This is a genomic window from Nocardia nepalensis, from assembly GCF_048910785.1.
GTDB classification, from domain to species: Bacteria; Actinomycetota; Actinomycetes; order Mycobacteriales; family Mycobacteriaceae; genus Nocardia; species Nocardia nepalensis.
Genome location: NZ_JBKBET010000007.1, coordinates 54,135 through 78,429, shown reverse-complemented (window position 1 = coordinate 78,429; position 24,295 = coordinate 54,135). Strand labels below are relative to the sequence as shown.

General features: G+C 66.5%; 24 protein-coding genes and 1 pseudogene. 12 read left to right on the top strand and 13 right to left on the bottom strand.

The genetic code is table 11. The annotated features are described in order from the left end of the window. The first annotated feature begins 98 nt into the window (after window positions 1–98). From ACHQ4I_RS07040 to ACHQ4I_RS07030, 3 genes are all read left to right on the top strand, one after another. Window positions 99–773: a hypothetical protein gene (locus tag ACHQ4I_RS07040; protein ID WP_420770875.1), complete on the top strand. Its 675-nt coding sequence runs from the start codon at window positions 99–101 to the stop codon at window positions 771–773. A 153-nt stretch (window positions 774–926) separates the two neighbouring features. Next, window positions 927–1,808: an aminoglycoside phosphotransferase family protein gene (locus ACHQ4I_RS07035; protein WP_420770874.1), complete on the top strand. Its 882-nt coding sequence runs from the start codon at window positions 927–929 to the stop codon at window positions 1,806–1,808. 541 nt (window positions 1,809–2,349) lie between these two features. Further along, on the top strand, window positions 2,350–3,573 hold the full coding sequence (locus ACHQ4I_RS07030; RefSeq protein ID WP_420770873.1) for a cytochrome P450: 1,224 nt from the start codon (window positions 2,350–2,352) through the stop codon (window positions 3,571–3,573). A gap of 2 nt (window positions 3,574–3,575) precedes the next feature. Here the strand turns inward: ACHQ4I_RS07030 and ACHQ4I_RS07025 are convergent, their stop codons facing one another. Continuing rightward, the gene (locus tag ACHQ4I_RS07025; protein ID WP_420770872.1) at window positions 3,576–4,568 is read right to left on the bottom strand and encodes an SDR family NAD(P)-dependent oxidoreductase; all 993 of its coding nucleotides are present in this window, start codon (window positions 4,566–4,568) and stop codon (window positions 3,576–3,578) included. 180 nt (window positions 4,569–4,748) lie between these two features. Here ACHQ4I_RS07025 and ACHQ4I_RS07020 point away from each other — a divergent pair, with 180 nt between their 5' ends. After that, window positions 4,749–5,927: a hypothetical protein gene (locus ACHQ4I_RS07020; RefSeq protein WP_420770871.1), complete on the top strand. Its 1,179-nt coding sequence runs from the start codon at window positions 4,749–4,751 to the stop codon at window positions 5,925–5,927. 12 nt (window positions 5,928–5,939) lie between these two features. On the opposite strand, the gene ACHQ4I_RS07015 is transcribed toward ACHQ4I_RS07020, so the two are convergent. Further along, complete coding sequence (locus tag ACHQ4I_RS07015) at window positions 5,940–6,392, bottom strand: hypothetical protein (RefSeq protein ID WP_420770870.1); 453 nt, start codon at window positions 6,390–6,392, stop codon at window positions 5,940–5,942. A gap of 246 nt (window positions 6,393–6,638) precedes the next feature. Here ACHQ4I_RS07015 and ACHQ4I_RS07010 point away from each other — a divergent pair, with 246 nt between their 5' ends. Together ACHQ4I_RS07010 and ACHQ4I_RS07005 are read left to right on the top strand one after the other, a co-directional pair. Beyond that, window positions 6,639–7,808: a sensor histidine kinase gene (locus ACHQ4I_RS07010; RefSeq protein WP_420770869.1), complete on the top strand. Its 1,170-nt coding sequence runs from the start codon at window positions 6,639–6,641 to the stop codon at window positions 7,806–7,808. A 22-nt stretch (window positions 7,809–7,830) separates the two neighbouring features. Then, window positions 7,831–8,487: a response regulator gene (locus tag ACHQ4I_RS07005; protein WP_420770868.1), complete on the top strand. Its 657-nt coding sequence runs from the start codon at window positions 7,831–7,833 to the stop codon at window positions 8,485–8,487. Window positions 8,488–8,514: 27 nt separating this feature from the next. Here the strand turns inward: ACHQ4I_RS07005 and ACHQ4I_RS07000 are convergent. Continuing rightward, window positions 8,515–8,764, bottom strand: a pseudogene (locus ACHQ4I_RS07000) (MarR family transcriptional regulator); the annotation flags it as partial. 64 nt (window positions 8,765–8,828) lie between these two features. Between ACHQ4I_RS07000 and ACHQ4I_RS06995 the strand changes: the two are divergent. Beyond that, the gene (locus ACHQ4I_RS06995; RefSeq protein ID WP_420770867.1) at window positions 8,829–9,845 is read left to right on the top strand and encodes a DUF418 domain-containing protein; all 1,017 of its coding nucleotides are present in this window, start codon (window positions 8,829–8,831) and stop codon (window positions 9,843–9,845) included. Window positions 9,846–9,862: 17 nt separating this feature from the next. On the opposite strand, the gene ACHQ4I_RS06990 is transcribed toward ACHQ4I_RS06995, so the two are convergent. Next, window positions 9,863–10,054 (bottom strand): heavy-metal-associated domain-containing protein, encoded by a 192-nt coding sequence (locus tag ACHQ4I_RS06990; RefSeq protein ID WP_420770866.1) that lies wholly within the window; start codon window positions 10,052–10,054, stop codon window positions 9,863–9,865. A 144-nt stretch (window positions 10,055–10,198) separates the two neighbouring features. Here ACHQ4I_RS06990 and ACHQ4I_RS06985 point away from each other — a divergent pair, with 144 nt between their 5' ends. Both ACHQ4I_RS06985 and ACHQ4I_RS06980 read left to right on the top strand, forming a co-directional pair. Then, a complete protein-coding gene (locus ACHQ4I_RS06985; protein ID WP_420770865.1) occupies window positions 10,199–10,672 on the top strand; it encodes a hypothetical protein in 474 nt (157 codons plus the stop codon). Between the two features lie 11 nt (window positions 10,673–10,683). After that, entirely contained in the window at window positions 10,684–10,839 is a 156-nt protein-coding gene (locus tag ACHQ4I_RS06980; RefSeq protein ID WP_420770864.1) for a DUF6131 family protein, read from the top strand. Between the two features lie 41 nt (window positions 10,840–10,880). Here the strand turns inward: ACHQ4I_RS06980 and ACHQ4I_RS06975 are convergent, their stop codons facing one another. The 7 genes from ACHQ4I_RS06975 to ACHQ4I_RS06945 form a co-directional block, all read right to left on the bottom strand. Continuing rightward, window positions 10,881–11,600 carry a VIT1/CCC1 transporter family protein gene (locus tag ACHQ4I_RS06975; RefSeq protein ID WP_420770863.1) on the bottom strand — a complete coding sequence of 240 codons (720 nt, stop codon included), beginning with the start codon at window positions 11,598–11,600 and terminating at the stop codon, window positions 10,881–10,883. Window positions 11,601–11,754: 154 nt separating this feature from the next. Then, window positions 11,755–12,459 (bottom strand): flavodoxin family protein, encoded by a 705-nt coding sequence (locus tag ACHQ4I_RS06970; RefSeq protein ID WP_420770862.1) that lies wholly within the window; start codon window positions 12,457–12,459, stop codon window positions 11,755–11,757. Between the two features lie 442 nt (window positions 12,460–12,901). Next, window positions 12,902–15,790 carry an AfsR/SARP family transcriptional regulator gene (locus tag ACHQ4I_RS06965; RefSeq protein ID WP_420770861.1) on the bottom strand — a complete coding sequence of 963 codons (2,889 nt, stop codon included), beginning with the start codon at window positions 15,788–15,790 and terminating at the stop codon, window positions 12,902–12,904. Between the two features lie 140 nt (window positions 15,791–15,930). Next, window positions 15,931–16,878: a metallophosphoesterase family protein gene (locus ACHQ4I_RS06960; RefSeq protein ID WP_420770860.1), complete on the bottom strand. Its 948-nt coding sequence runs from the start codon at window positions 16,876–16,878 to the stop codon at window positions 15,931–15,933. After that, entirely contained in the window at window positions 16,875–17,357 is a 483-nt protein-coding gene (locus ACHQ4I_RS06955) for a cupredoxin domain-containing protein (RefSeq protein ID WP_420770859.1), read from the bottom strand. The genes ACHQ4I_RS06960 and ACHQ4I_RS06955 overlap by 4 nt, the downstream gene beginning before the upstream one ends. 77 nt (window positions 17,358–17,434) lie before the next feature. Further along, window positions 17,435–18,130, bottom strand: coding sequence for a QcrA and Rieske domain-containing protein (locus ACHQ4I_RS06950; RefSeq protein WP_420770858.1), 696 nt, complete (start codon window positions 18,128–18,130; stop codon window positions 17,435–17,437). Then, entirely contained in the window at window positions 18,127–18,684 is a 558-nt protein-coding gene (locus tag ACHQ4I_RS06945) for an RNA polymerase sigma factor (protein ID WP_420770857.1), read from the bottom strand. The genes ACHQ4I_RS06950 and ACHQ4I_RS06945 overlap by 4 nt, the downstream gene beginning before the upstream one ends. Window positions 18,685–19,004: 320 nt before the next feature. On the opposite strand from ACHQ4I_RS06945, the gene bla reads away from it, so the two are divergent. Then, window positions 19,005–19,934 carry a class A beta-lactamase gene (gene bla / locus ACHQ4I_RS06940; protein WP_420770856.1) on the top strand — a complete coding sequence of 310 codons (930 nt, stop codon included), beginning with the start codon at window positions 19,005–19,007 and terminating at the stop codon, window positions 19,932–19,934. Here bla and ACHQ4I_RS06935 read toward each other — a convergent pair. Beyond that, window positions 19,923–20,945 (bottom strand): AraC family transcriptional regulator, encoded by a 1,023-nt coding sequence (locus ACHQ4I_RS06935; RefSeq protein ID WP_420770855.1) that lies wholly within the window; start codon window positions 20,943–20,945, stop codon window positions 19,923–19,925. The genes bla and ACHQ4I_RS06935 overlap by 12 nt on opposite strands. Before the next feature lie 69 nt (window positions 20,946–21,014). On the opposite strand from ACHQ4I_RS06935, the gene ACHQ4I_RS06930 reads away from it, so the two are divergent. Continuing rightward, window positions 21,015–22,514, top strand: coding sequence for a flavin-containing monooxygenase (locus ACHQ4I_RS06930; RefSeq protein WP_420770854.1), 1,500 nt, complete (start codon window positions 21,015–21,017; stop codon window positions 22,512–22,514). Here the strand turns inward: ACHQ4I_RS06930 and ACHQ4I_RS06925 are convergent. Continuing rightward, complete coding sequence (locus ACHQ4I_RS06925; protein WP_420770853.1) at window positions 22,504–23,721, bottom strand: FAD-dependent oxidoreductase; 1,218 nt, start codon at window positions 23,719–23,721, stop codon at window positions 22,504–22,506. The genes ACHQ4I_RS06930 and ACHQ4I_RS06925 overlap by 11 nt on opposite strands. A 73-nt stretch (window positions 23,722–23,794) precedes the next feature. Here ACHQ4I_RS06925 and ACHQ4I_RS06920 point away from each other — a divergent pair, with 73 nt between their 5' ends. Then, entirely contained in the window at window positions 23,795–24,283 is a 489-nt protein-coding gene (locus ACHQ4I_RS06920; protein WP_420770852.1) for a MarR family winged helix-turn-helix transcriptional regulator, read from the top strand. Window positions 24,284–24,295: the final 12 nt, after the last annotated feature.

The following is a 24,295-nucleotide window of genomic DNA, read 5'->3' as shown; positions in this document are numbered from 1 at the left end:
CACGCGCCGGGAAAGGTGATCTTTCGTGCCGGTCCTTCGGTAGCCTGCCAGCAGAGCTTTTCGTGAAGGTAGTCCCTACTCGGAACGAAGGCGGTGCGATGGTGCATTCCGGCGGTGCGGCACCCGGCGGCGATCGCGGAACCGATAGCTCGCGCGTCATAGCCGTCGCGGCCGTAGTCGCCGCCGCTCTCGCGCTGGTGGTCGCGGTCGCGCTGCTGCTGGGCGCGAATCAGGATTCGACGAGCAGTGCGCCGACCTCGGCCGGGAAATCCCTTTCCGCGACGGTGACGACAGCCGCCCGCGCGGCCCCCGCGCCCCCGATCACGCCGCCGAATCGCCCGCCGACCTCCGCGGCGCACAAGCGCGGCGATGACTGCTCGCACGAGCGCATCATCGCGCAATGGGACCTGCGCAACGGCCAGTGGGTCTGCGTCCCCCTGGGCCAGGGCGGCGAACCGCACCAGGTCGGCGATGACTGCTCCCACGATGGCATTGTCGCGCAGTGGGGCCTGTCGCCGGACGGCCGCTGGATCTGCGTCCCCCAGGAGCAGAGCCTCCCTGAGCCGCCACCGGTTCCGGAAACCCCGATTCCCACCTCGGTGCAGGTCCCGCAGAACACAGTCCCCGCCCCGGCGCCGCCGCCGCAGAACACAGTCCCCGACCCGCCAGCGCCGCCACAGAACACAGTCCCCGATCCACCACCGCCGCCGCAGAATCCGATCCCGGGCTTACCGCAACTGCCGGTATTTCCTGGACTGCCTGGCCTGCCGTAGCGAAGGTTGCTCGGCGACGATCGAGATGTGGATCGTCCGAAAGCCGTCCAGGCGGCAGGTCAGATCGTCGACGGCCTCGCGGGAGCGGTGGTGGTGGATTCGTTCGGCAGGTCGGCGAGGAAAATGGTTCGACAGGGCTGAGATGCTCGGGTGGTGATTGTTGTCCCCGAGTTCTTTGCTGATCGTCTCGCCAGGATGGAGCCCGCGGCGCGGGTATGGGTGGATGGTCTGCCCGAGCTCGCGGCCCGCTTCGCCGAGCGGTGGCAGCTTCGGTTCGAGGACGAGCTCATGCATGGTTACGGTGGTTTGGTGCTGCCCGCGGTGCGTGCCGATGACAGCCGGGTGGTGCTCAAACTCGCGTATCTCACGCCGGAGACCCGGGACGAACCGGTCGCGCTTGCGGCCTGGCAGGGCGATGGTGCGGTGCGGTTGCTCGATAGCGATGCCGAGCACGGTGCGCTGCTGCTCGAACGACTCGACCCCACCAGATCATTGGAGTTCGAGCCCATCGATGACGCGGTCCGGACCATCTCCGTGCTGCTGCGCAGGCTTGCCATCCCCGCGCCGCCCGGCGTCTCCCGCGACCTGCGCACCGCAGCCGAGCGCCTGGTCGAGGAACTGCCGAAGGACTGGCAGCGCTTGGGTGCACCCTTTCCGCGCAAAATGCTCGACGCCGCCGTCGATGTCTGCGTCCAACTCGGCCCGAGCGCGGACCGACTGCTGGTGAACGAGGACCTGCACTTCGAGAACGTCCTCGGCGGCGCCCGCGAACCCTGGCTCGTCATCGATCCGCAGCCGATGATCGGTGATCTCGAATTCACCGTCCTGTCCCTGCTCTGGAACCGTCGCACCGAATCCACTCTCGACGAACGCTTCGCCACCGTCGTCGATATCGCCGGACTCGACCCGGAACGCGCCCGCGCCTGGACCCTGGTCCGCGCCGTCCAGAACTGGCTCTGGTTCATCCAAGACGAAGACACCGAAGACTTCGGCTGGCCCGCAGTCCAAGCCATCGCCCCCTGGGCCATGCGCTGACACACCATGCGAAGAAAACGACTCCACCGCACCCGCCCAGCCGACGCCCCCTGGCGAAACCGCCTCCGCCCCAGGCCAACCGAGACCCGCCCGCCCAACTTCTCCACCACCCGCCGCCCGGTACGCCGCCGCTATTGGTGAAGCCCGCCCGGTGACCGGCCGTCGATGCCGACCGGCCAAACCATCCGCCTGACAGATGGTCTCGACGAAACCCTCTGCGCGCCAGGCAAACAGAGACCCCAGTATCGCGACCAATCGCAGCCCCCGTGGGCCGGCGCAATTGGTGAACATCGCCCAGTGATCTGGCTGCCGATGCCGCGGAATTGCGCCGAGCTGCGGCAACGGGATGGCCGATATCGCCCACGTGCCGGGCTCAGACCCGATCCGGCGCAAAGGCGGGGAGGACGTATCGCTCGATCAAAGCCTTCTCCGTGCTGGGATCGGTTGCGGGCCAGAACAATAGCGAGAGGAACGACGCGGACTACCCATTGTCCGGCCATCGGGTCGTTGCCGGTTCCGGTGAGTTCTGGTGGCGGAGCGAATGACCCGCGCGTTGAATGACATCGACCTGTTCGACCCGGGGCTGCTCGACGATCCCTACCCGCTCTATGACCGACTGCGCACCGACTCCCTGGTGCACCGCATCGCGGACACCGGTTTCTACCTGGTCAGCCGATGGGATCTGGTCATGGAGGCGACCGCTCGCCCCGCCGATTTCTCCGCCAACCTCACCGCCGCCCTGGTGCGACAACCCGATGGTTCGGCCGCGGTCTTCGACCTGGACGGCGGTGGCCAGGCGATCCATGTCCTGGCGACCGGCGACGACCCGACCCACCAGGCCCATCGCAAGTTGGTGCTGCCCGCTCTCGTCGCGAAACGCATTCGCGCACTGGAACCCAGCATCATCGCCACTGCGGATCGCCTGTGGGCTGAGGGTTTTCGTGACGGACGCATCGAATGGATGTCGGCCATGGGCGACCGGCTGCCGATGACCTTGGTAGCCAACCTGATCGGCCTGCCCGACAAGGACATTCCCCAGTTGCTCGCATGGGGCTACACGAGCAGCGAACTGCTCGACGGCGTGGTCACCACCGACCGTCTGCTCGTTGTCGTCACCGCCGCAACCGAACTCGCGGGCTACCTGCGCCGCCAGCTCATTCAGGCCAGCGACCACCCGGGCGACAATCTCCTCGGCGATCTCGCAAGAGCCTGCGCCGCAGGCGAACTCACCCGCGATGTCGCCGTCCTTATCCTCGTCCAACTCGTCGGCGCGGGCGGCGAATCCACCGCGGGCCTCATCGGCAACGCAACCCGCATCCTCGCCACCAACCCAGTTCTCCAGACCCGCCTGCGCACGGATCCGGACCTGCTCACTCCCTTCCTGGAGGAGGCCCTGCGCCTGGAATCCCCCTTCCGCGCCCACCACCGCCACGTCGTCCGCGACACCACCCTCGGCGGCACCGACCTGCCCGCAGGCAGTCACCTGTTCCTTGCATGGGGCGCCGCCAACCGTGACCCGGCCGTCTTTCCCGAACCCGATGAAATTCGCCTCGACCGCCCGGCCCAACGCAATCACCTGGCCTTCGGCAAGGGCATCCACTTCTGCGTCGGCGCCGCCTTGGCTCGGCTGGAGGCCCGCGTGGCTCTGCAAACCCTGCTGGGCAGGACCGCTGGTTTCGAACTGGCACCGAATCCCGATGCGGCACAATGGGTGCCCAGCATCTTCGTGCGGCGTCACCGGCGCCTAGAACTCAGCACCGGATGACCTCACGCGTGCGCGGTCTTGCCTCCATCGATCACCAGTTGAGCCCCGGTGAGGTACGGATGCTCATCCGAGGCGAGAGTCAATGCGAATGAGGCGATTTCCTGTGGGGTCGCGAGGCGGCCGAGACCGGGAATATTGGATTTGGCCCACTGCTTCATGAATACCTGCCAGGCGTCATCGGGGATGGATTCCATCCCTGCGGCCCGGCGGACCAACTCGGTATCGGTGGTGCCGGGGATGAGGGTGTTCACGCGGATGCCGTCGGCGGCGTAGTCGAGCGCCGCCGACTGCACGAGCCCGGCCAGACCCCGCTTGCTCGCGGTGTAGGCGCCGCGGTTCGCGTCGGTGGCGATGGCATTACTCGACGAGGTGACCACAATCGTCCCGCCACCGGCCCGAATGAGGTGCGGCACTTCGTATTTGATCGCCAAGAAGGTGCCGCGCAGATTCGTGTGCACGACCCGGTCGAACTCCTCGGCGCGGTATTCGTGCAACTTCTTCTGAATCGTGATTCCGGCATTGTTGAACGCGACGTTCAACCCGCCGTACGTCCGGACCGCGGCATCGACGAACTCCCGCACGTCATCCTCGACGAGCACATCGGCTCGAAAGTAGGTGGCCTCTCCACCCGCCGCCCGGATCTCCTGCTCCACCGCCCGCCCACGTTCGACCCGCCGACCGCAGAACGCGACCCGCCCGCCCTCGGCCGCGAACAACCGCGCCGCGGCCGCCCCGATCCCGGATGTCGCCCCGGTGATCAGCACAACCTTGTTCTCGAACCGCCGCAACCCGGTCGGCTGGAAGCGCGGCGGATTCGAATCCGCACCCAATGCCACGCCACCGGCCAGCCCGGCGTTCGCACCGATCGCCAATCCCGAGACCGCGGCAAGCCCGAGTAACCTGCGTCGATTCGGCGCGGACCGCGGTGTATCGGCGGCGGTTGTCGCGGTATCGGTTTCGTCCTGGATACCGGAATCGGTCTCGTCACGTTCCATGCCTCAACCATCGCCGCCACCGAATCCGAGCGCTTCCACCTACTGGCCGGAGTCGCGACCACAAGGAGGAGGCCCCTCCTGCGCTGGAATTGCGTCCGTCAGGACTACCTACCTCCTGCGTGGGAATCAGTCGGCCACTCGCTGCCGGACCACGGACTACCTACCAAGGACCGGAATCACATGAGCGACGACCAGATGCCCGCCCCAGCTATGGCGGTAAATCCACTACAACAACTGCTGGACCAGCTGCTGCGCAGTTCGCTACCAGCCCCATGGACAAACCGACCCGCCACGCTTGTACCGGTCGTGGACCCACAAGCATTTACTCCCCTGGATGACGACGGGAACCGCATCCCGCGACCCGGTGTAGAACCGAACCCGCCGTACCTCAGCCCCGCCGACCACACCCGGGCCAGCTGGACCGCGACACCGCCGAGGTTCGTTCCGAAAACCACCGGCAACCAGCGCGACGAGGTCGACCCGTACCTCAGCTCGTGGATCGACGACTCCGTCGAATACGGACAACGAGCCGGCATCGATCCCCGGCTGGTCATGGCCATCGTCTTGAACGAAGGCGGCTCACGGGCACTCGAAACTGGCCGCGCGGGCGCCACCGCCTATGACCTGGGGCGGTGGGCGACGGACCCGATCCGCGGAGGAGCCGGGAACTCCCTCGGCCTCACCAACATGAAGGAACCAACATTCAACGAGCTGAAGAAGCAGTATCCGGCTGAGTTCGCCGGGCATCAATGGAGTGATCTGATGACCGACGAACACCTGGCCGTCAAAGCCACCGCATTCGCCTTGAAACGACTCGAAGAGGACCCCAGTACAGGCGGAGTGCCGGAAACCATGAAGGAGAAGATCTCGCTCAACGAGTACCTCGCCGCGGGATACAACGCGGGGGAGAAACAGCTCAGAGAGTATCGAGGCGCTGGTGATCTCGGGCCCGCCGCGGCGGGTTACGCTCAGCGGGCCGACGAAAACTTCGCGCGCGCAGACGAACTCATGCAAAAGATGTACGTCCAGCGGGCCGACGGCGGCGCGATACACGGACCCGGATCATCGATCGGCGATAAGATCCCCGCGTGGCTCTCCGACGGTGAGTTCGTCATGAACGCCCGGTCCACCGCACTGAACCGGCCCTTCCTCCAAGCACTGAATGCCGACCCCCATTACCTGCAGCACATCCTTGCGACACTGCAGGAACGACCCCACGCCGGTGCCGCCATCGCGACCGCGGTGAATCGGCCACAGCAGCAACCGCTGACCGTCAACATGTCCGTGTCGAGCCAAGATGACGTCGTAGGGCGATTGAAAATCCTCGCACAACAATGGGAGCTCCTACATACCAAATGAGAGACGCGGCGATCAGCCCGGACCGCATGTCACGATGAATTCGAAAACAAACAAACTCCCCTTGTACATGGCGTCGACCTGTTCGGGAGTTCGACTCATCCAAGAATCCCGCTCATAGTGGAGACGATCAATCCACAGGTGGCAGTCATCGCCGAAGTCTCCCTTCGCCACGTCCTCGAGCGGACCCGGACCATTCTGCTGAATCTTCTGCTTGACGGACTCATCCGGTTCATACCGCTGCAACCGCAACCCCGGCGCCGACACCACCTGCAGCACATCGTCCACCGGCGGCCCGAAGAACACCGCACTCGCAGCCGGCCCAACCCGATCATCGACCGACTCATCCGAACGCGAATACCCCTGCACCCGTAGCTGATCCAGATGCTCGGCCGCCGGATTCGGTGGCAACGTCAGTTTCCACCACGTCACCGCGCCAACCAGCACGACCACTAGAGCCAATAGCACCCGAATCCATCGTGGCCAACGCCACGCCGTCCGCAACACTCGCCAAGTATGCCGGATGCGTGCTGTGCGTTGACCAGAACCCATACCACACAAGGACTTCCACGCCCGTGCTCGCGCAGGTTCACGACCCACACCACCCAGGAATCGACGAACCCGCGCGCTTGCGACTCGAGTCCAGAATTCCGGCCGTCCGCAGGACAGAACTCCTCCGCCGGTAGGAGTCGCGCTCCGCGGCGACCGTGCATCATGGTCTGCGTGGTTGATTCGGGCGTGACCAGGGGCGTGGACTGGCTGCTCGAGGTGCGCGCCCTGCCGGTTCGGATGGGTGTGTTGCTGGCATCGGCGATCGGCTGTCTGCTGCTGCTTTCGGACGCTCCGGGTCCGGTGGATTGGGTGATCGGCCTGCTCGCGGTGGTCGCGACGGCGGGCGGTATTCGATGGCCGTTCGCGACATCGCTGCTGGTTACCGGGTTGTTGGTGCTCGGCTTCGAGATCGGCGGTACCGGCCCCTTGGTGCCGAAGGTGGGTGCGGCCATCGCACTCATCGAACTGGCGGCACGTCGCGGTGGGTGGCAGCCGTGGGTGGCGGCGGGGGCGTTGGGCGGGGCTTATCTGCTGCATCCGGCGGGGGAGGCCGCGGCGACCGGTTACCGAGCGCTCGTGATGGCGGGTGCGCCGCTGTTGATCGGACATCTGCTGCGCGCCGCGCGCGAAGGCGCGGATCGGGCCAGGAGGGCGGCGGGAGAGATATCGCAACGTCGCGAGGCCGATATCGCGGCAGCTCGGGCCTTGGAGCGGACCGCCATCGCAAGGGAATTGCACGATCTGATCGCGCATCACGTCTCGTCCACCGTGCTGCGGGTGGGGGTGGCCCGGCATGCGGTGCCGGATGCGCCGCCCGCGGTGCGGGAGGTGCTCGATGATATCCACGCCAGCGGCACCGAAACCCTCGCCGATCTGCGGCTGCTGGTCTCGGTGCTGCGTGATCCGGCGATGGCGGGCGAATCCTTCATCGCGCCAACGGATCTGCCGGCAGCCGTGACCGCCGTTGCGGAGCGGGCCGCCCAGCTCGGGACCATTGTGGCGGTGCGGATCGAGGCTGCCGTGACGGATGTGGATGCGTTGCGGGCATTGACATTGCTGCGCTTGGCGCAGGAGGGCGTGGCGAATGTCGTGCAGCACGCGGGTTCGGGCGCGACGGCCCGGCTGACAATCACCGCCCGCACGGATGGCACCGTCGATTTCATACTGTCCGACAACGGGATACGGGCAGCGAACGGCTCCGGCCAGGGCCTCGGGCTGGTCGGATTACGCGAGCGCGTCGAGCTGCTGGGCGGCGAGTTCGTCGCCGGGCCGGGTGATTCCGGTTGGCGGCTCGACGCATCCCTGCCGCCCGCGATTCGGGTGGCGTCGTGACTGTCCGAGAAAGCGTGCGGCCATGACCATTCGAGTATTGATCGTCGACGACCAGCAGCTGGTTCGCGCCGGGCTGCGCATGCTCTGCGAGACCGATGCCGAACTCGAGGTCGTCGGGCAGGCGGCGAGCGGGGGAGAGGCCGTCGGACTCGCCGAGCAGACGACTCCCGACGTCATCCTCATGGACCTGCGCATGCCGGGAATGGACGGAATCCGCGCCACCGAGCGGATTCTCGCGATGCGGCCATCGATCCGTATCGTAATCTTGACGACCTTCGACGATGACGACCACCTATATCCCGCGCTCGCGGCGGGCGCCTGCGGATTCCTCGTCAAGGACGCCTCGCCGACCGATCTGCTCGATGGCATCCGCCGCGCGGCCGCGGGCGAGTCGCCGTTCACTCAGGCCGTACTGCGACGACTGGTCGATTCGGCGGTGACCGCACGGGAGGCAGCCACCTCGAACGATGATTTCGTTGCTCCGCCAGGGCTCACCCCACGCGAAGCCGAAGTGCTGGAGTTGGTATCGACGGGTCTGTCCAACGCCGAGATCGCCGAACGCCTGCACCTCGGCATCACCACGGTCAAAACGCATATCGGCAACCTGATGACGAAAACCGGCGCCACGAATCGAGTTCGGCTAGCCGTGCTCGGCGCGACGACCGGGCGTCACCACTGAGCCACTGGATCGGATCGGCCCGACTGTTCATGCGTGCACTCCTGTTGATGTGGCGGGGGCAACGGAGCGTCGCGCGGACTCGTTGACCCGGGTCGATACCTCGCGCAACTCCTCGAGATCCGCCAATGTCACGCCGAGTCGTTCCACCACCGCGGGCGGAATCTTCTCGGCCTGCTCGCCCGGCCAGGGTCAGATCGATCACAAGGTTTCGCTCGTCGCGGCCACGGGTGATCAACCCGGCCGACTCCAGTCGCTCGAGCAGCGGTGACAGCGTCGGTTCTATTGGCGACACCTCGTCGGATGAGCGATGTCCGCGACCGGGTGCTCGTTAGCGTGGATATATGGAGCCCGACGGCGCGAAACCGCGCATCCGCGAGTTGGACGCCGTACGCGGCGTCGCGCTGTGCGGGATTCTGGTCGTCGATATCTGGCAGCTCACCGATATGCGGGCCATGATCGAGCCCGGTGTGGTGGATCCGATGCGGCATGTGCTGTCGGTGCTGTTCGAGGGACGGTTCTTTCCGATCTTCGCTTTCCTGTTCGGGCTGAGCTTTTCGCTGTTCCTCGACCGCGGCGAGCACACCGATCACCCGCGACGGGTGCTGGCGCGCAGGCTCGTCGCCCTCGGTGTCTTCGGCCTGATCCACCATGTGTTCGCGCCGGATGAGGCGTTATTGCCTTATGCGATCGTCGGTTTGGTGATTCTGCTGCCCACGGCGGGCCTGCCGCGCTGGGTGCTGCTACTCGCCGGGCTGGTCGGCACGATCGGGGTCGCGGTCACGCTCGGCGGCGGATTCGGCCTCGTGCCCGGCCTATTCCTGCTGGGACTTGCCGCCGACCGCTTCGGTCTCGCCGACAACCTGCGCGGCTGGCGGATCGTGGCGGCATTCGCCCTGGCCGCGCCCGCCGCGGTGGTCGCGGGCATGTGGGAGTACCGGACGCCGTATGCCGACCTGTGGACCGGCAGCGCGGCGCCGGTGGCCGGATTGTTCGGTGCGCTCGCGTATTTCACCGGAGTCCTGGTGTTCCTGCGCACCGAGACCGGTGAGTTGTTCGCGGACGTGCTCGAGCCGATGGGCCGGATGGCGCTGACCAACTACCTCTCGGCAACCGCGCTGATCCTGGCCGCCGACCCATGGCTGGGCCTATCCGATTCGAACCGCTATGGCGCACTGCTCGGCCTGGCCGCCGCGATCATCGCGGTGCAGGCGCTGTGGAGTTACTACTGGCTGCGCTGGTTCCGCTACGGCCCGCTCGAATGGGTCTGGCGGTGTGTGACGTGGTGGCAGATAGTGCCCAACCGTCTGACGCGCCAGCAACGCCGGAAACTCGCAGTGCCGTATGGGCGCGGCCGCTAGGGAATCTCAGCAAGCGCCTACTTCGCGCCGACGCCCGCGGATCGAATCGCGTCGAGCACTTCGCCGTAGGACAGTGTGGAGTTGACGGTGATGGTTTCGGAGGTGCGGTTGACGTCGACCGATTGGACGCCGCCCAGGTTGTGGAGCGCGCGCTCGGCGACGAAGGCCGATTCGTCCGAGTAGTCCGTCATATCGAAGGTGTAGGTCATGGTGACCTCCTTGTCGGTGGCAATCCTTCGGTTCCGCGCATAACCGAATCGGCCGGTTTCAAACGCCACGCCGGGCGTGGTGTTTGATTCCGGAATTACCGGGCATAACCGGATTGTAATGTTAACCAGCGCAACGGGATTGTCATGATCATTATCATCGGGCTCGTCGTTCTCATCGGCGCGGTAATTGTCGGCGTTGCCGGAGTGGCGGCCAATACGGGTGAAGTTCGTACTTCATCAAGCGATTTCGGGGTATTCGATTATCACTTCACCGCCTCCGCGGGGGAACTTTTCCTCTATGGGATGGCGATCGGGGCCATCGGGATGCTCGGCCTGAGCCTGCTGCTGGCAGGTGTCTGGCGCAGTTCCCGCCGCGGCAGCGCGGCACGTCGTGACCTGCGACAGTCGCGCCGGGAACTGGCTGCCAAGGACAAGGCGGCCCAGCAGCCGGATCAGCGTCGAGACGCGCCGCCGCCCCCTGCCACCAAGCCCGCCGCGCCGGTCGCACCGCCGCCGGGCGGTAAACCGGTCTGGAGCTTGAATCGGTTCATGCGCCAGCCCACGGGCGCGGCGCCGGTCGAAACATCCGGCCGCACCACGGTCAAAACGACCAAGTAAAGGAAATGATCATGATCATCCTTGGTTTGATACTCCTCATTGTCGGGTATCTGCTCAGCATTCCGCTGCTGACCACCGTCGGAATCATCTTGCTGCTCATCGGCGCGATCCTCGCACTCGTCGGATCGGTGGGCCGCCCGGTCGGCGGTCGACGGCACTATTACTGACAAAGTGAACGGGCCGGCGAAGCCGTCGGCCCGTTGCTGTTTCATATCCCGGAAACGCCCGCCAATTGACCGATGCCATAGGTGACCGCCATCGCCAGCGCGCCGCCGATCACCACCCGCAGCACGGCGCGGCGGCGGTCGCTACCGCCGAGGCGGGCGCTGACCGATCCGGTGATCGCCAGCGCGACCAGCACCGCCGCGGATGTAACCGGGATGCGGGCCGTCGTGGGCGGCAGGATGATCGCCAACAGCGGCAGCAGCGCCCCGAGAGTGAACGCGATCGCCGAGGAGATGGCCGCCTGCCACGGGTTGGTCAGAGCTTGCGGATCCAATCCGAGTTCGGCCTCGGCGTGGGCGAGGAATGCGTCGTGTGCGGTCAATTCCTCGGCCACCTTGCGCGCCGTCTCCGGTGACAACCCCTTGGCCTGATAGATGTCGGCGAGTTCGGCCAATTCGTATTCCGGTTCGTCGGTGAGTTCCTTGCGTTCCTTGGCCAGCAGCGCCCGCTCGGAATCGCGCTGGGTGCTGACCGAAACGTATTCGCCGACGGCCATGGAGATCGCGCCAGCGGTCAGTCCGGCGATGCCCGCGGTGAAGATGGCCGAGGAACTCGTCGTCGCCGCGGCAACACCCACCACCAGACCCGCGGTCGACACGATGCCGTCGTTCGCGCCGAGCACCCCAGCGCGCAACCAGTTCAACCGCGACGTCAGGTCTGCGCCGTGCGGCTCGTGCGGATGCGGTGAACCGATCGTCTGCATACGCCGCAGACTATGCCAAAGCTCGCCGAGTATCAGCTAGCCCGACGGCCAACGCGACGATCGTCCGGGTCGGATTCGCATGGCCGGTGTTCGGGAATCTTCGCCGATATCCACGCTGAGCCGACGCCGGTGCAGTAGGCAAACGGGCTGGGCCCTAACGGTATTCGGGATTCTCGAAATCGAACCGACAGCCCGCGTCCCATTCCGAGCGCTGATTGCCGTGTGCGGGAATGCCGTTGTTGTCCTTCAGCATCCGGGCCAGGTGCAGCAGATTCCAGGTCATGAAGGTGGTGTTGCGGTTGGTGAAGTCGTTGTCCGGCCCACCGGAGCCCGGATCCAGATACGAGGGACCCGGCCCGGCCTCGCCGATCCACCCGGCGTCGGCCTGGGGCGGAATCGTGTAGCCGAGGTGCTGGAGGCTGTAGATGATATTCATCGCGCAGTGTTTGACGCCGTCCTCATTGCCGGTGATCAGACAGCCGCCGACCCGGCCGTAGTAGGCGTACTGGCCGCGCTCGTTGAGGACCGACGAATTGCCGTACAGCCGTTCGATGACGCGCTTGGTGACCGAACTGTTGTCGCCGAGCCAGATCGGCCCGGCCAGCACCAGAATGTCGGCGTCCATCACCTGCCGCTGCAGCGCCGGCCATTCGTCGGTGGCCCAGCCGTGTTCGGTCATATCGGGCCAGACTCCGGTCGCGATGTCGTGATCGACGGCGCGGATCTGCGAAACCTGGACTTCGTTCTTTTCCATGATGCGGGCACTTATGTCGATGAGGCCCTGGGTATTGCTCGGCTCGGGGGAGGGCTTGAGTGTGCAGTTGATGAACAGCGCCCGAAGGTCGTCGAAGGTCGTCATGTCCGAAGTGTCGGCCGGTCCCGCAGCCGCGACAAGGAGTTCGCCCGGCATGTCACGGACTCGTCAGACCTGGTCGGTCCGACTCGGATCTACTTCAGATATTGGCTGGGACCGGGCGCACCGGCAACCGAGCTTGCCGGGCGACCACGGCGCTCGCGGACTGCGTGGACACCTGCGAAGGGTCCGCAGCCGCTGTCGATGCGACGCCGGCAAACCACAACGCCCGTTGCCGCCCGTCATATGGCTTCGCGCCTCGTACTCGGACGAAGCACCGCCGGGCAATCCGCAGCCGGACATGCCGATACGCCTTGCGTACCCCTCGCACACAAGTCGATATAGCGCGCCTGCGTGGTGACCTCCCGTTCACCCGCGATGGCGGTCGCATCGACCCAGAGGGTTCCAGGCGACCATCAGCATCGGATAAATGTTGGATAAACGCCGCCTATTCGACGGCATCCGCGGTCGTGGACGCACTGAAGAGATGGTCGACGGTGGGCGGCGTCAGTCCCGCGCGCCGGAAGATCTCGGCGGCCTCACCGAACTCCGCCGCGGCCGGGCCGGTGCGGCCCTGTGCGGCCAGCGCGCTCGCGTGCAATGCCAGTGCGCGCGCTCGATCGATCGGATCGGCGGCCTTGGTCAGCAGGCGAATCGCTTCCGCGGCTTGGGTTTGCGCGTCTGCCACATTGCCCGCGCGCAGCTGGATCTGCGCCAATCTCGTTCTGGCCCAGCCCTCCCAGAGGCGCACGCCATTGCGCCGCGCGATCCGTACGGCATCGCCGCCGAGCTCGAGTGCGCGCTCGTGCTCGCCGCGCAGGGACAGGGTGGCCGCCAATTCGTGGGTGGCCCAACCGAGCGCCACCGGATTGGACGACGCGTGTGCCAGCGCGATGGCCCGATCCGCGACATCGACGGCCTCGTCGTAGCGCCCCGCCTCGCAGTAGGTGCGGGTGACCAGCGCCAGACACCAGGCCTGCAGCGACCGGTCGCCGAGCACGCGGGCGAAATGCATCGCATTGTCGAAATGCCGGCGCGACGCCGCGGCATCGCCGAGTCGTCGATCGGCGATGCCGAGCAGCACCTCCGAGAGCACACCGAGCCTGCGTTCGGCGTCGTCGGCAGGTGGTCCGGATCCCGCATCGAGATATTTCAGACTCGCCTCGACCTCGCCGAGCCCGACCTGCAGCAGTGCGCCGAGCGCGACCCGGACCCGGCGTTCACTGTTGGCATGTCCTTCTCGAATCGCGGTGTCCAGTAAGGCCGTCAGCGCGTCGGCCAGCTCCCTGGCGCGGGTGCCGGCGTCCATCAGCTCGGCCATCACCCACGCCAGATCGGCCGCCACCTCGAGTGCGCGACCGCCGACCCGGGCGGCCTGCCGGTGCAGGGCGATCACCACCGGTCGTTCGACGTCGTTCCAGACCTGCCCGTCGGCGCCGCTGGCGAAGTCGCGGCCCGGCACCGCGGTCGGGACGAGCAGACGCGTGGTGTTGCTGTAGTCGATGGCGCTGAGCAGGTTCTTCGCACCCGCGAGGTAGTAGTCGAGCAGCCGGACCAGCACCGCCGACTCGTCCTCGTCGGCGACGCCCTGGGCGAACAGGCGCAGCAGATCGTGGAATCGGTAGCGGCCGGGCACCGTCGTCTCGAGCAGGCTCAGATCCACCAGCGATTCGCATATCCGCTCGGCCTCGGACTCCGCGATGCCGAGCACCGCGGCGACGCCGTCGACCGGCAGATCCGGGAAATCGACGAGTGCGAGCGTGCGAAAGGCCTTGGCCTGCTGTTCGGTCAGCTGTCCGTATCCGAGCCGGAACGCGGCCTCGACGCCGAGCTCACCGGTCTCCAGCACCGCGAGCCGTCCCTTCTCATCGGCCAATCGCGCCGCGAACGCCGCGATCGTCCACCGCGGCCGCACCGCCAGCCGCGCGCCGACGATGCGCACCGCCAACGGCAGACATCCGCAGAGTTCGACCACCCGTCGCGCCGCGCGCTCCTCGGCCGCGACGCGTTCCCGGCCGAGGATGCGGATCAGCAGCGCCATGGCCTCCTCGTACTCCAGCACGTCGAGGCGGGTGCGGCGGACGGCTGGCATCTCGGTCAGGGCCGAACGGCTGGTAATCAATACCGCGGTGCCGGGTGTGCCGGCCAGCAGCGGTGTCAATTGCGCACTGCCACGGGCATTGTCGAGCACGATCAGCATGCGCTTGCCGGATAGACGGGTGCGCAGCTGGGCCGCGCGATCGTCGACGGTGGAGGGAATCTCGCCCTCCGCGAGCCCGAGCGCACGCAGGAATCCGCCGAGGGCGTCCCCGGGGGAGGTCGGCACCGGATCGACGCCGCGCAGGTTCACATACAGCTGCCCATCCGGGAACCGATCGCGCACGTGATGGGCCACGTGCAGGGCGAGTGTGGTCTTGCCGACGCCGCCCATGCCGCCCACCGCGGAGATGGCCACCGCCCTGCCGCCGCCGGTCAACTGTTCGGCGATGCGCTCGACCAGCGGTTCGCGGCCGGTGAAATCGGCGATATCCGGCGGCAATTGCGCCGGCACCACCGGGTCCGGGCGGTAGTTCGTCGTTCGCGGTGCGGGCATATCGGCGCGCAGGATGCGTTCATGCATCGCGGTCAGCTCCGGGCCCGGCTCGACGCCGATCCCGTCCACCAGATCGCGGCGGGCCCGCGCGAACACGTCGAGCGCCTCGGCCTGGCGTCCGCAGTGGTAGAGCGCGGCCATCAGCAGGGCGCGGAAGCGTTCGCGCAATGGGTGCTCATCGATCAACGGACCCAGTTCGGCGACCGCGTCGGCGGCCCGGCCGACCTCGATATCGAGGGCGAGCCGGTCCTCGAGGATGGCCAGCCGCCACTGCTCGAGCCGGATGCGCTGCCGGTCGGCGAAGGGGCCGGACAATCCGCTCAATGCGGGACCACGCCAGCGGGCCAGCGCATCGGTCAACGCTTGGCGTGCCGCGTCCGGCGTATCGCCGCGCAACCGTTGCGCCGTCGCGACCAGGGCCTCGACCGCATCGATATCGGTCGAACCGGGCGCGATCCGCAAGGCGTAACCGTCGCCGACCGATACCAGCACCGTCGAGGGCGCCCGCGCGATCCGCTCCGGTTCCAGCACCCGGCGCAGCTGCGCGACATGGGTGCGCAGCGCCGCGATCGCGCGCGGCACCGGATCCTCGCCCCAGATCCCCTCGACCAATTCCGCTGCGGTAACCGACTTTCCGGCACGCAGCAACAGCGCGGCCAATACCGCGCGACGTTGCGGAGGTCCGAGTTCGAGGGGCGTCTCCCCACGCCACCCGCGGACCTCACCCAATACTGAAAACTGCACTTACCCGACCTCCCGGAGCTGGGAGTTTACGCGCGGAACCGGCGAACGGCTCGTTCATTTCTTGACTATTCGACGCCGATCCGCGCGGATATGCGCAGCCAGCGCCGGCCCGTGCGAGCGAACCGTCCGCCGAACCGGGCTCATTTCAGCGGTTGTTCCCGGATGGCGAGTTGCTGCTGGCCGCGCACGAAGCTCACCTCACGAATGCCGAGCGCGTCGTGCAGCTTTCCCGCCGGGAGGGTGACCGGTTTGGGCGCGGGTCCGTCGCCGGGATGGGGGAGCGGATAGGCGGTAGTCGTCCCGCTGTGGAAGGCGATATTGCCCTCGGTCTTGGTGAACAGTTGGTGCACATGGCCGTTGAGACAGGTCACCGACGCGAAGCGGCGCAGGTAGCTCAATGCCTGGGTGGCGTCGTCGGTGCCCCAACCCCAGTCCGGATACATGGCGAACAGGGGGATGTGGCTGAAGACGATGATCGGGGTGTCACTCGACAGCGGTGCGACATCCTTGCGAATGAACTCGAGTTGATCCTGGCCGAGATGCCCCAGCAGATTCAGATTGAGCGTGTTGACCAACGCGATCACGTGCACGCCCGCGATATCGAAGCTGTACCAGCCGTCGCCGCGGGTTCCGGCACCGAAGGCGGCGCGGTACTTCTGCCCGGCATCGTCGATCGAATCGTGTTCGCCGGGAACGGTGAACACGTGCGGGGTATTCGTCTCGGTCAGCATCTGCTTCACCTGATCGAACTGTTCCGGGGTGGCCAAATGGGTGAGATCGCCGGTGTGGATCACGAAATCCGGTGTGTGGCCAAGGGCATTGATCTGGCCGATGGCCTCGGCGAAGGTGTCGGTGACATTGGTGTTCGCCGCGCCCTGGAAGCCGAGGTGGCTATCGCTGAGTTGGGCGAAACGCAGTTCCGGCCGCGCGGTGTCCTCGGCGCGGGCCGCGGTGCCCGCCACCTGCGAGATGACTTCGCCACCGACGACGGACAAGCCGACGGCGGCGCCGAACCAGGCGGAGTGGCGCAGCAATTGGCGGCGGGTCATGGCGTGCGGGTCGCGGGGGTCGTAGTCGGTCGGCGTCATTTCGTCACCACCACTGTGCCGTGCATGAACGGGTGAATCGTGCAGATGTAATCGAAGGTGCCCGGCGTATTGAAGACGAAGGTGAAGTTCGCGTTGTGCCCCATGCCGGGGGAGCGGAAGCTGGCGTCGTTCGCCGCGACCGTATGCGGTTCTTCGTCCTTATTGGTCCAGGTCACCGTGGTGCCAACCGGGACAGTGAGTTTCGCGGGCGCGAATACGAAGTTCTGGATGTCGACGGTATTCGCGGTCGTCGAGGCCGCGGCCGATGTGGTGGTGGACGCGGCGGCGGCCGTCGGGGCGGATCCGGTCATCCCGTGACCAGGGAAACCCGGTGTGGGGCCGCCGGTTTGGTGGAAGTCGATGGTTGGTGCGGTGTCGTGGGCCGGTGCCGAACTGCCGCAGGCCGTAACCAGCAGCAAGCTCGGGATTGCGGCGAGCACGGCGGTGGCGAGCCGTGCACCGGTGCTGACGGGTCTCATTTGCACCAGGCCTCCAGATCTGTCGGTGATCCGCGCTATCGCGAACCTCTCACTGACAGATAGGGGCCCGTGTTACATCACGCGGGCTTCGCCGGTGCGAAAACCTCGATGACACCGGCATTTTCCCGGACCCGCAGATGCGGCAGCGGTGCGGGCGCGATCGGCAGCTGATGGGTCAGCACCTGGCCGGTCACCGTGAACGAGGTCGAATGGCAGGGGCAGCGCAGCCGATCGTCGGCATTGTCGAACCACAGGCGGCAGCCCTGATGTGTGCACACGCCGGACACCGCGACGACCGCGCCCTGCACTCGACGGATGAACCCGGTTACCGTGCCGACATCGAACGGCCGCGTCATCCCTTCGGTGACATCGGAACTCGACGCGATCGCCAGCCAAGTGCCCTGTACGGGATCGAGTGTCGATGCGATGGGCGGATTTTCGGTGTCGCCGGTACCGCGGTCGAGTGCCCGATCGACGACCACACCGGCAGCGGCGGCGGCCGCCGCGATCGACGTACCGGCGATCACCTGACGGCGCGTGCCGAGTGAGCGCACCGAAACCTGTTCTTCGGCAGTCGGATCCAACTCGGCCGCCAATCGGCGATGCAGATCCTCGACGAATTCCGCTCGCGGCGGGCCACTTTCGTGGCCTGCGGCCCGCAGTTCGATCGCAGCGCGCAGTTGGGCGGCCTCATCCACATCCGTACGAAAGTCCTTCGGCCTGCGGCCGCGCAATAGCGCGTCGATATACCGGCGCAGTTCGCGGGCGCTCATCGCGGTTTCCTTTCCAACTGTGCCGCCATCCGCAGCGCCCGGTGCTGCAGGACACGCGCATTGACAAGACTGATCCCCAACTCGACCGCCGCCTCCCGAACCGAACATCCCTGCAGGAATCGGAGTTCCAGAATCCTGCGATATCGCTCGGGCAATTGCTCCAGCATCGCCCGCGCACGTTCCGGCGCATCTGTGAGTTCGGGATCGGGGGCTTCGGCCTGTGACACATCGTCGTCGATGGAGGTGATCTCGCATCCGAGACGTTTGCGCCAGTGTTCCGCGAGCACCGACCGAGCGGTGGCTCGCAGATAGGCCCGCACCTGCGGGATGCTCGCCGAAATCCGCAACGGTCGCAATGCCGCGAGAAAAACCTCTCCGGTGAGATCCTCGGCGTCCGCGCGATTGCCGACCTTGGCGAACATCAACCCGTATACCCACGCGACATTGTCCTGGTAGACCGCATGCCAATCGGTATACGTGTCCTCGGACACCACCCGCAGCTCCCGCCCGGTCCTCGCGTCCGCGGTTCTCGCGGACGACGCCCGTCCCTGCATGAATCGTGCCTTCCGAATCTAAGTGCGGACCAGTCACTACGTCCATGGGTAGATACCGGTGGGAGTTACACCCGGCCCGCCGTCGACAGGGTGGCCGAACGTGCCGGCGTCCGGTGCGAGCTGGTTGGCGCCGCATCGCCGCGAACAACGTGTTCTCGGCGGGCCCCGGCCACGGGTCTCGGCGGCCAATTTTTCGGCCGCGGCAGGTCAGCGACCGCGGCGCCTTGGTGGGTCTACGCTGCGACGATATCGATGGCGATATCGAGTTTCGGGCACTTTGGTCTTGGACAGTCGTATCGGCCCTGTGTTGTCGTGTCGCCATGACAAAGATCGGTAGAAGCGGTCCGGCCTCGACCCGCATTAGGTCCGTCCTGCTGACGATGGTGCTGCTGCCCCTGATCGGCGCGTGCGGTACCGAATCGACGGATCCGGCCCCGGCATCGCCGAGCACGGTGACCGCCGCGACCCAGCTGACCGGCATCGAGCAGCAACATGAGGCCCGGCTCGGCGTCTTCGCCGTCGACACCGCTTCGGGTAAGAGCGCCGGCTATCGCCAGGACGAGCGGTTCGCGATGATGTCGACCTTCAAGACACTCGCATGCGCCGCGCTGCTGCACGAACATCCGCTCGCCACGGGGTATTTCGATCAGATCATCCATTTCACCGAGGCGGATGTCGCGGCCGCGGGCGGTTCGGCCGTGACCGGTACCCGGATCGAGAGCGGCATGTCGGTATCGGAATTGTGCGATGCGGCGATCACCCGCAGCGATAATGCCGCGGGCAACGAAGTGCTGAAATTGCTCGGCGGGCCGCAGGCCCTGACGCAGTTCCTGCGATCCATCGGCGACCAGGTTTCCCGGCTGGATCGCTGGGAGCCGCAGCTCAATACCGCCATCCCCGGCGACGAGCGCGACACCACCACACCCGCGGCGATCGCCGCCGACTATCGGGCGCTGACGGTCGGCGACGCACTCGCTGCGCCGGAGCGGGAACGGCTGACCGCGTGGCTGCTCGCCACCACCACCGGCGGCAGCCGCATTCGCGCTGGTCTGCCCGCCGAATGGAAGACCGGCGACAAGACCGGCACCGGCGACTACGGATCGGCCAACGATGTGGCGGTCACCTGGCCGACCGGCAGCGCGGCGCCGATCGTGCTGGCCGTGCTGACCACCCACGCCAGCCCGGATGCCAAGGCGGACAACGCCTTGGTCGCGGAGGCGGCCAAAGAGGTGATCGCACTACTGCGGTAGCCGGTGCTGCGTGCCTTCGCGCCGAACGGCGGTAGGCGTTGTGTCCCACCATCTTCGGCAGCATCGGGTGAAGGTGGCCTGTTCGGACAGTCCGATCAGCGACGCGACCTGACTCATCGGCATATCGGTGGTGGTGAGGTAGCGGCGGGCCTCGTCGCGGCGGACGGTGTCCAGGATGGTGGCGAACGAGGTGCCCTCGGCGGCGAGTCGTCGTTGCAGGGTGCGCGGATGAATCGTCAAAAGCCTTGCGACGGCAGTGATTTCCGGTGGGGTGGTACCGAGCAGCTGTCGGGCGGCGGCGCGGACCTTCGGCACGATGGAGGCATCCGCGCCGCCGGATTGTTCGGCCAGGAATGCCATGGCCAAGCGGTGCAGATTCTCGTCGCCGCCGCTCAGCGACCGAGATGCCAGGCTGCTCGGGATGCGCAATGCCGCCGCCGGACGCTCGACCCGCACGGGTGCGCCGAAGAACTCCTCATAGACCCGGATCGGCGCCGCGGGCCGGTACGGCAGCTCGACCGAGCGCAGCCCGTACCGCTCGTCCACCAGTCGTTGGAATGTGCGGTGCACGAAGGCCAAGCCCAGGTCGGTGCCCTGAACAGGTGTCGGCAGGCCCGGCTGGACCCCGTAGCGCAGCGCGATCACGCCGCGATCGCCGTACGGGTCGGGTGCGAGCGTCAGGTTCAGCGAGCGCGCGTGCAGGAACAGATAGCGCGAACAGCATTCGAGGACGTCGGCCAGGGTCGGTGAATTCCGGATGGCCAGCGCCAGCGGGCCGAGCATGTCGAGATCTTGCCGATGCGAGATGCGCAGGCCCAGATCGGGACAGTCGAGCCGCTGCGCGGCCAGCTCCAGTGCCGCGGCGACCGCCTGATCCGGTACCAGCAGATCGTCGGCGTCGAGGGCGGCGATCGGCAGCCCGACGGCGGTGGCGAAGCCCTCCGCATTACCGCCGAGCTCGGCCACCGTCGCGCGAAATCCGCGCAGCCCCGCGGACCGAATCACCGACATGTCGCTCAGGATCAAATACTTGTCGCGCAAAGTCAAGAATCCGGTCCAGTGCCCTCGCAGACTGGAGTAATGGAGCTTCCGGACCACCTCGATGTCGTGATCGTCGGCGCCGGGCTGTCCGGCATCGGCGCCGCGTATCGGCTGCAGACCGAATGCCCGGGCAAGACCTACGCCGTGCTGGAGGCGCGCGAGTCGCTGGGCGGAACGTGGGATCTGTTCCGCTACCCCGGGATTCGCTCGGATTCGGATATGTTCACCCTCGGCTACCCGTTCAAGCCGTGGCGGGACGCGAAGTCGATCGCCGACGGTCCGTCGATCCTGCGCTACGTCAAGGACACGGCCGCGGAGTTCGGCATCGATCGGCACATCCGGTACGCCACCAAGGTGGTCGGCGCCGACTGGTCCACCGAATCGGCGCGCTGGACTCTCACCCTTGAGCAGCGCGACGCCGCGGGTGAGACCGCGCGCCGCACGCTGACCTGCAATTTCCTCTATGCCTGCGCCGGGTACTACAACTACGACCAGGGCCACTCCCCGGAATTTCCCGGCATCGATTCCTACTCCGGGCAGGTCGTGCATCCGCAGTTCTGGCCCGAGGATCTCGACTACACCGGCAAGCGTGTCGCGGTCATCGGCAGCGGCGCGACAGCCGTCACGCTGGTGCCCGCCATGGCCGATCAGGCCGAGTTGGTGACCATGCTGCAGCGCTCGCCGACCTGGATCAGCGCCGTACCCGGCCGGGACAAGCAGGCCGATAAGATCCGCGAACTGCTGCCGCCGAAGTTGGCGCACCGCGTGATCCGCACCAAGAACATCCTGTTCAGCATCGGCTTCTACCAGTATTGCCGCCGCCGTCCCGAGGCCGCACGCAAGCTGCTCACCGGCTTGACGACGCGAATCCTCAAGGACCGCAACGCCGTTGCCGAACACTTCACGCCGGACTACGACCCGTGGGATCAGCGGCTGTGCGCGGTGCCCGACGCCGACTTCTTCAAGGCGATGAAGAAGGGGAAGGCCGAGGTCGTCACCGATCACATCGAAACCTTTGTGCCCGAAGGGATTCGGTTGAAGTCCGGCCGAATCCTGGCGGCGGACATCGTGGTCACCGCGACCGGCCTGCAGTTGCTGGCCTTCGGCGGTATCGCCCCGCAGGTCGACGGGCGGCCCGTCGACCTCTCGGAGCAATTCGTCTGGCAGGGTGCGATGCTCACCGGCGTACCCAATTTCGCGGTATGCATCGGCTACACCAATGCGTCCTGGACGCTACGCGCCGACCTCACCTCGCGGCTGGTCTGCAAGGTCATCAATCACCTGGATCGCAACCGCTACGCAGCCGTGGTGCCGAAGCCGGACGGCAAACTCGACGAGCGCCCGCTGCTCGATCTGGCCTCCGGATACATCCAGCGCTCGATCGGCGAGTTCCCCCGGCAGGGTGACCGGCATCCGTGGAAGGTGCGGCAGAACTATCTGCTCGATTCGGCCACCACCATGCGCACCAGCCTGCACAAGACCCTGGAGCCGACGCCGCATTCGGCCGTGCGCCAACGGGATCTGTCGGTCACCGGCTGACCGACTGTGCCGTCCAGTCGATCCGGTAGTCGAACATCCAGTTCAGCGGGGCCACACCGGCTTTGGCCGCCTTCTTCAGGAAATATGGTGTGAGCAGCCGGACCAGCAGGCGGCCGAGTCCGCTGGAGGCCTTATCGCCGCTGGTTTCCGCGCCGTAGGCGACCACCTTCTCGACCCGTTCCCGGCGGCGCTGCTCGAAGGCGGCCAAGGCCGCGGCGGTATCCGGAATATCGCGCAGGCAGATCGCCAGCGTCACCGCATCTTCCACCGCCATCGACACGCCCTGGCCGGACGAGGACGCCACCGCATGCGCGGCATCGCCGACGATGACCATCTTGTCGTTGTGCCACTTGGCTACCGTCGGCATGTCGTACTGGTTGAAGGCGGGGACGAAGGTGTCATCGGGGGTGGCGGCGACGATCCGGGCCGCCGGGCCGCGATCCGCAGACAGCAACTCGACGAGCCGCGCCCGCCAGTGCGCCGTGCTGGCCGAGTCCTGCTGTGAAAGCTCCTGCGTCCGAGGCATATTGGCGAACCACCAGATCTCGCCGTCCGGGGCGACGAAGTAGCCGAAGAACGCCTGCTTCCCGAAGATCATGCTGTACACGCCGGGACGCAACCCGAGCTCCCGGTGCAGTGTCGGATCGGTGACGAACCCGCCGAGCCCGTAGATGCCGAGGAAATGCGCCTTCGGTGCGGTCGGATCGATGATTTCCCTTGTGCGGGAGCGGATTCCATCGGCACCGATCAGTACGTCGGCCTCGATCGCTGTGCCGTCGGCGAAGGTCGCGCGGACGCCGTCGGCGGTCGTGATGGCATCCACCAGCCGCTTGCCGTACTCGAATCGCACCCCACGCCGTGTCGCCTCGCCATTGAGCGCCCGATACATATCGCGGCGCTTGATGCTGTGTGTGACGGTTCCGTCGGGCAGTGTGCCGCCGATCGGCAGATCGGTGATGTGCTTGTCCGCGCTGGTCGAGAACGACAGCGTGGCGGTCGGATGCCCGATCTCGGTCACCACATGATGTGCGTCCAGCAGGGCCAGTGCCGACAGTCCGTTCACCGCGACCGTCAGGTATGCGCCGATCTGCCCGGCCGCCGCCTCCTCGTAGGCCTCGCATACGACGGGCTCCAGGCCCGCCTGCTGCAATGCCATCGCGGTGACCGGTCCGGCGATCCCGCCCCCGATGATCAGTGCCTTTTTCATGATGTGTCTCTCTCTTGGCTCTGCTGTATCTTGATTATCAAGACATCAATAGTTTGACGATCAAGAGGCTTGAATGTCAAGAGAAAAGTCTGACGAGTCCGGTGAGCTGGCAGAACTGCGTGCCCAAGTAGGTCGCGAGGCGCAGGCGCTACAGGCTGCGGTCGACGCGGTCGACCAAGCGGCCGCAACCAATCTCGGCGTCAACCGCACCGACCTGCGCTGCCTGGAGGTCCTCTGGCACGGCGAATCCACCCCCGGCGCCCTCGCCGCCGAATTGGGTCTGACCAGCGGCAGCGTCACCACCATGCTGGACCGTCTCGCGAAACTCGACTATGTCGTGCGCCATCCGGAACCGGGTGATCGGCGCAAGGTCATCATTCGCATCACTGACAATGCGATGGCCAAGGTGATGCGGATCTATGGTCCGATCGCCGAGGAAGGCGCGAGGGAGGTGGCCCGCTACAGCGCAACCGAATTGCGCACTGTCCTCGACTATTTGCGCCGTTCGCGCGAACTGCAGGACCGCCACCGCAGCCGAATCGCGGATCTGGCCGAGCGCTGAATCGCCTTCCGC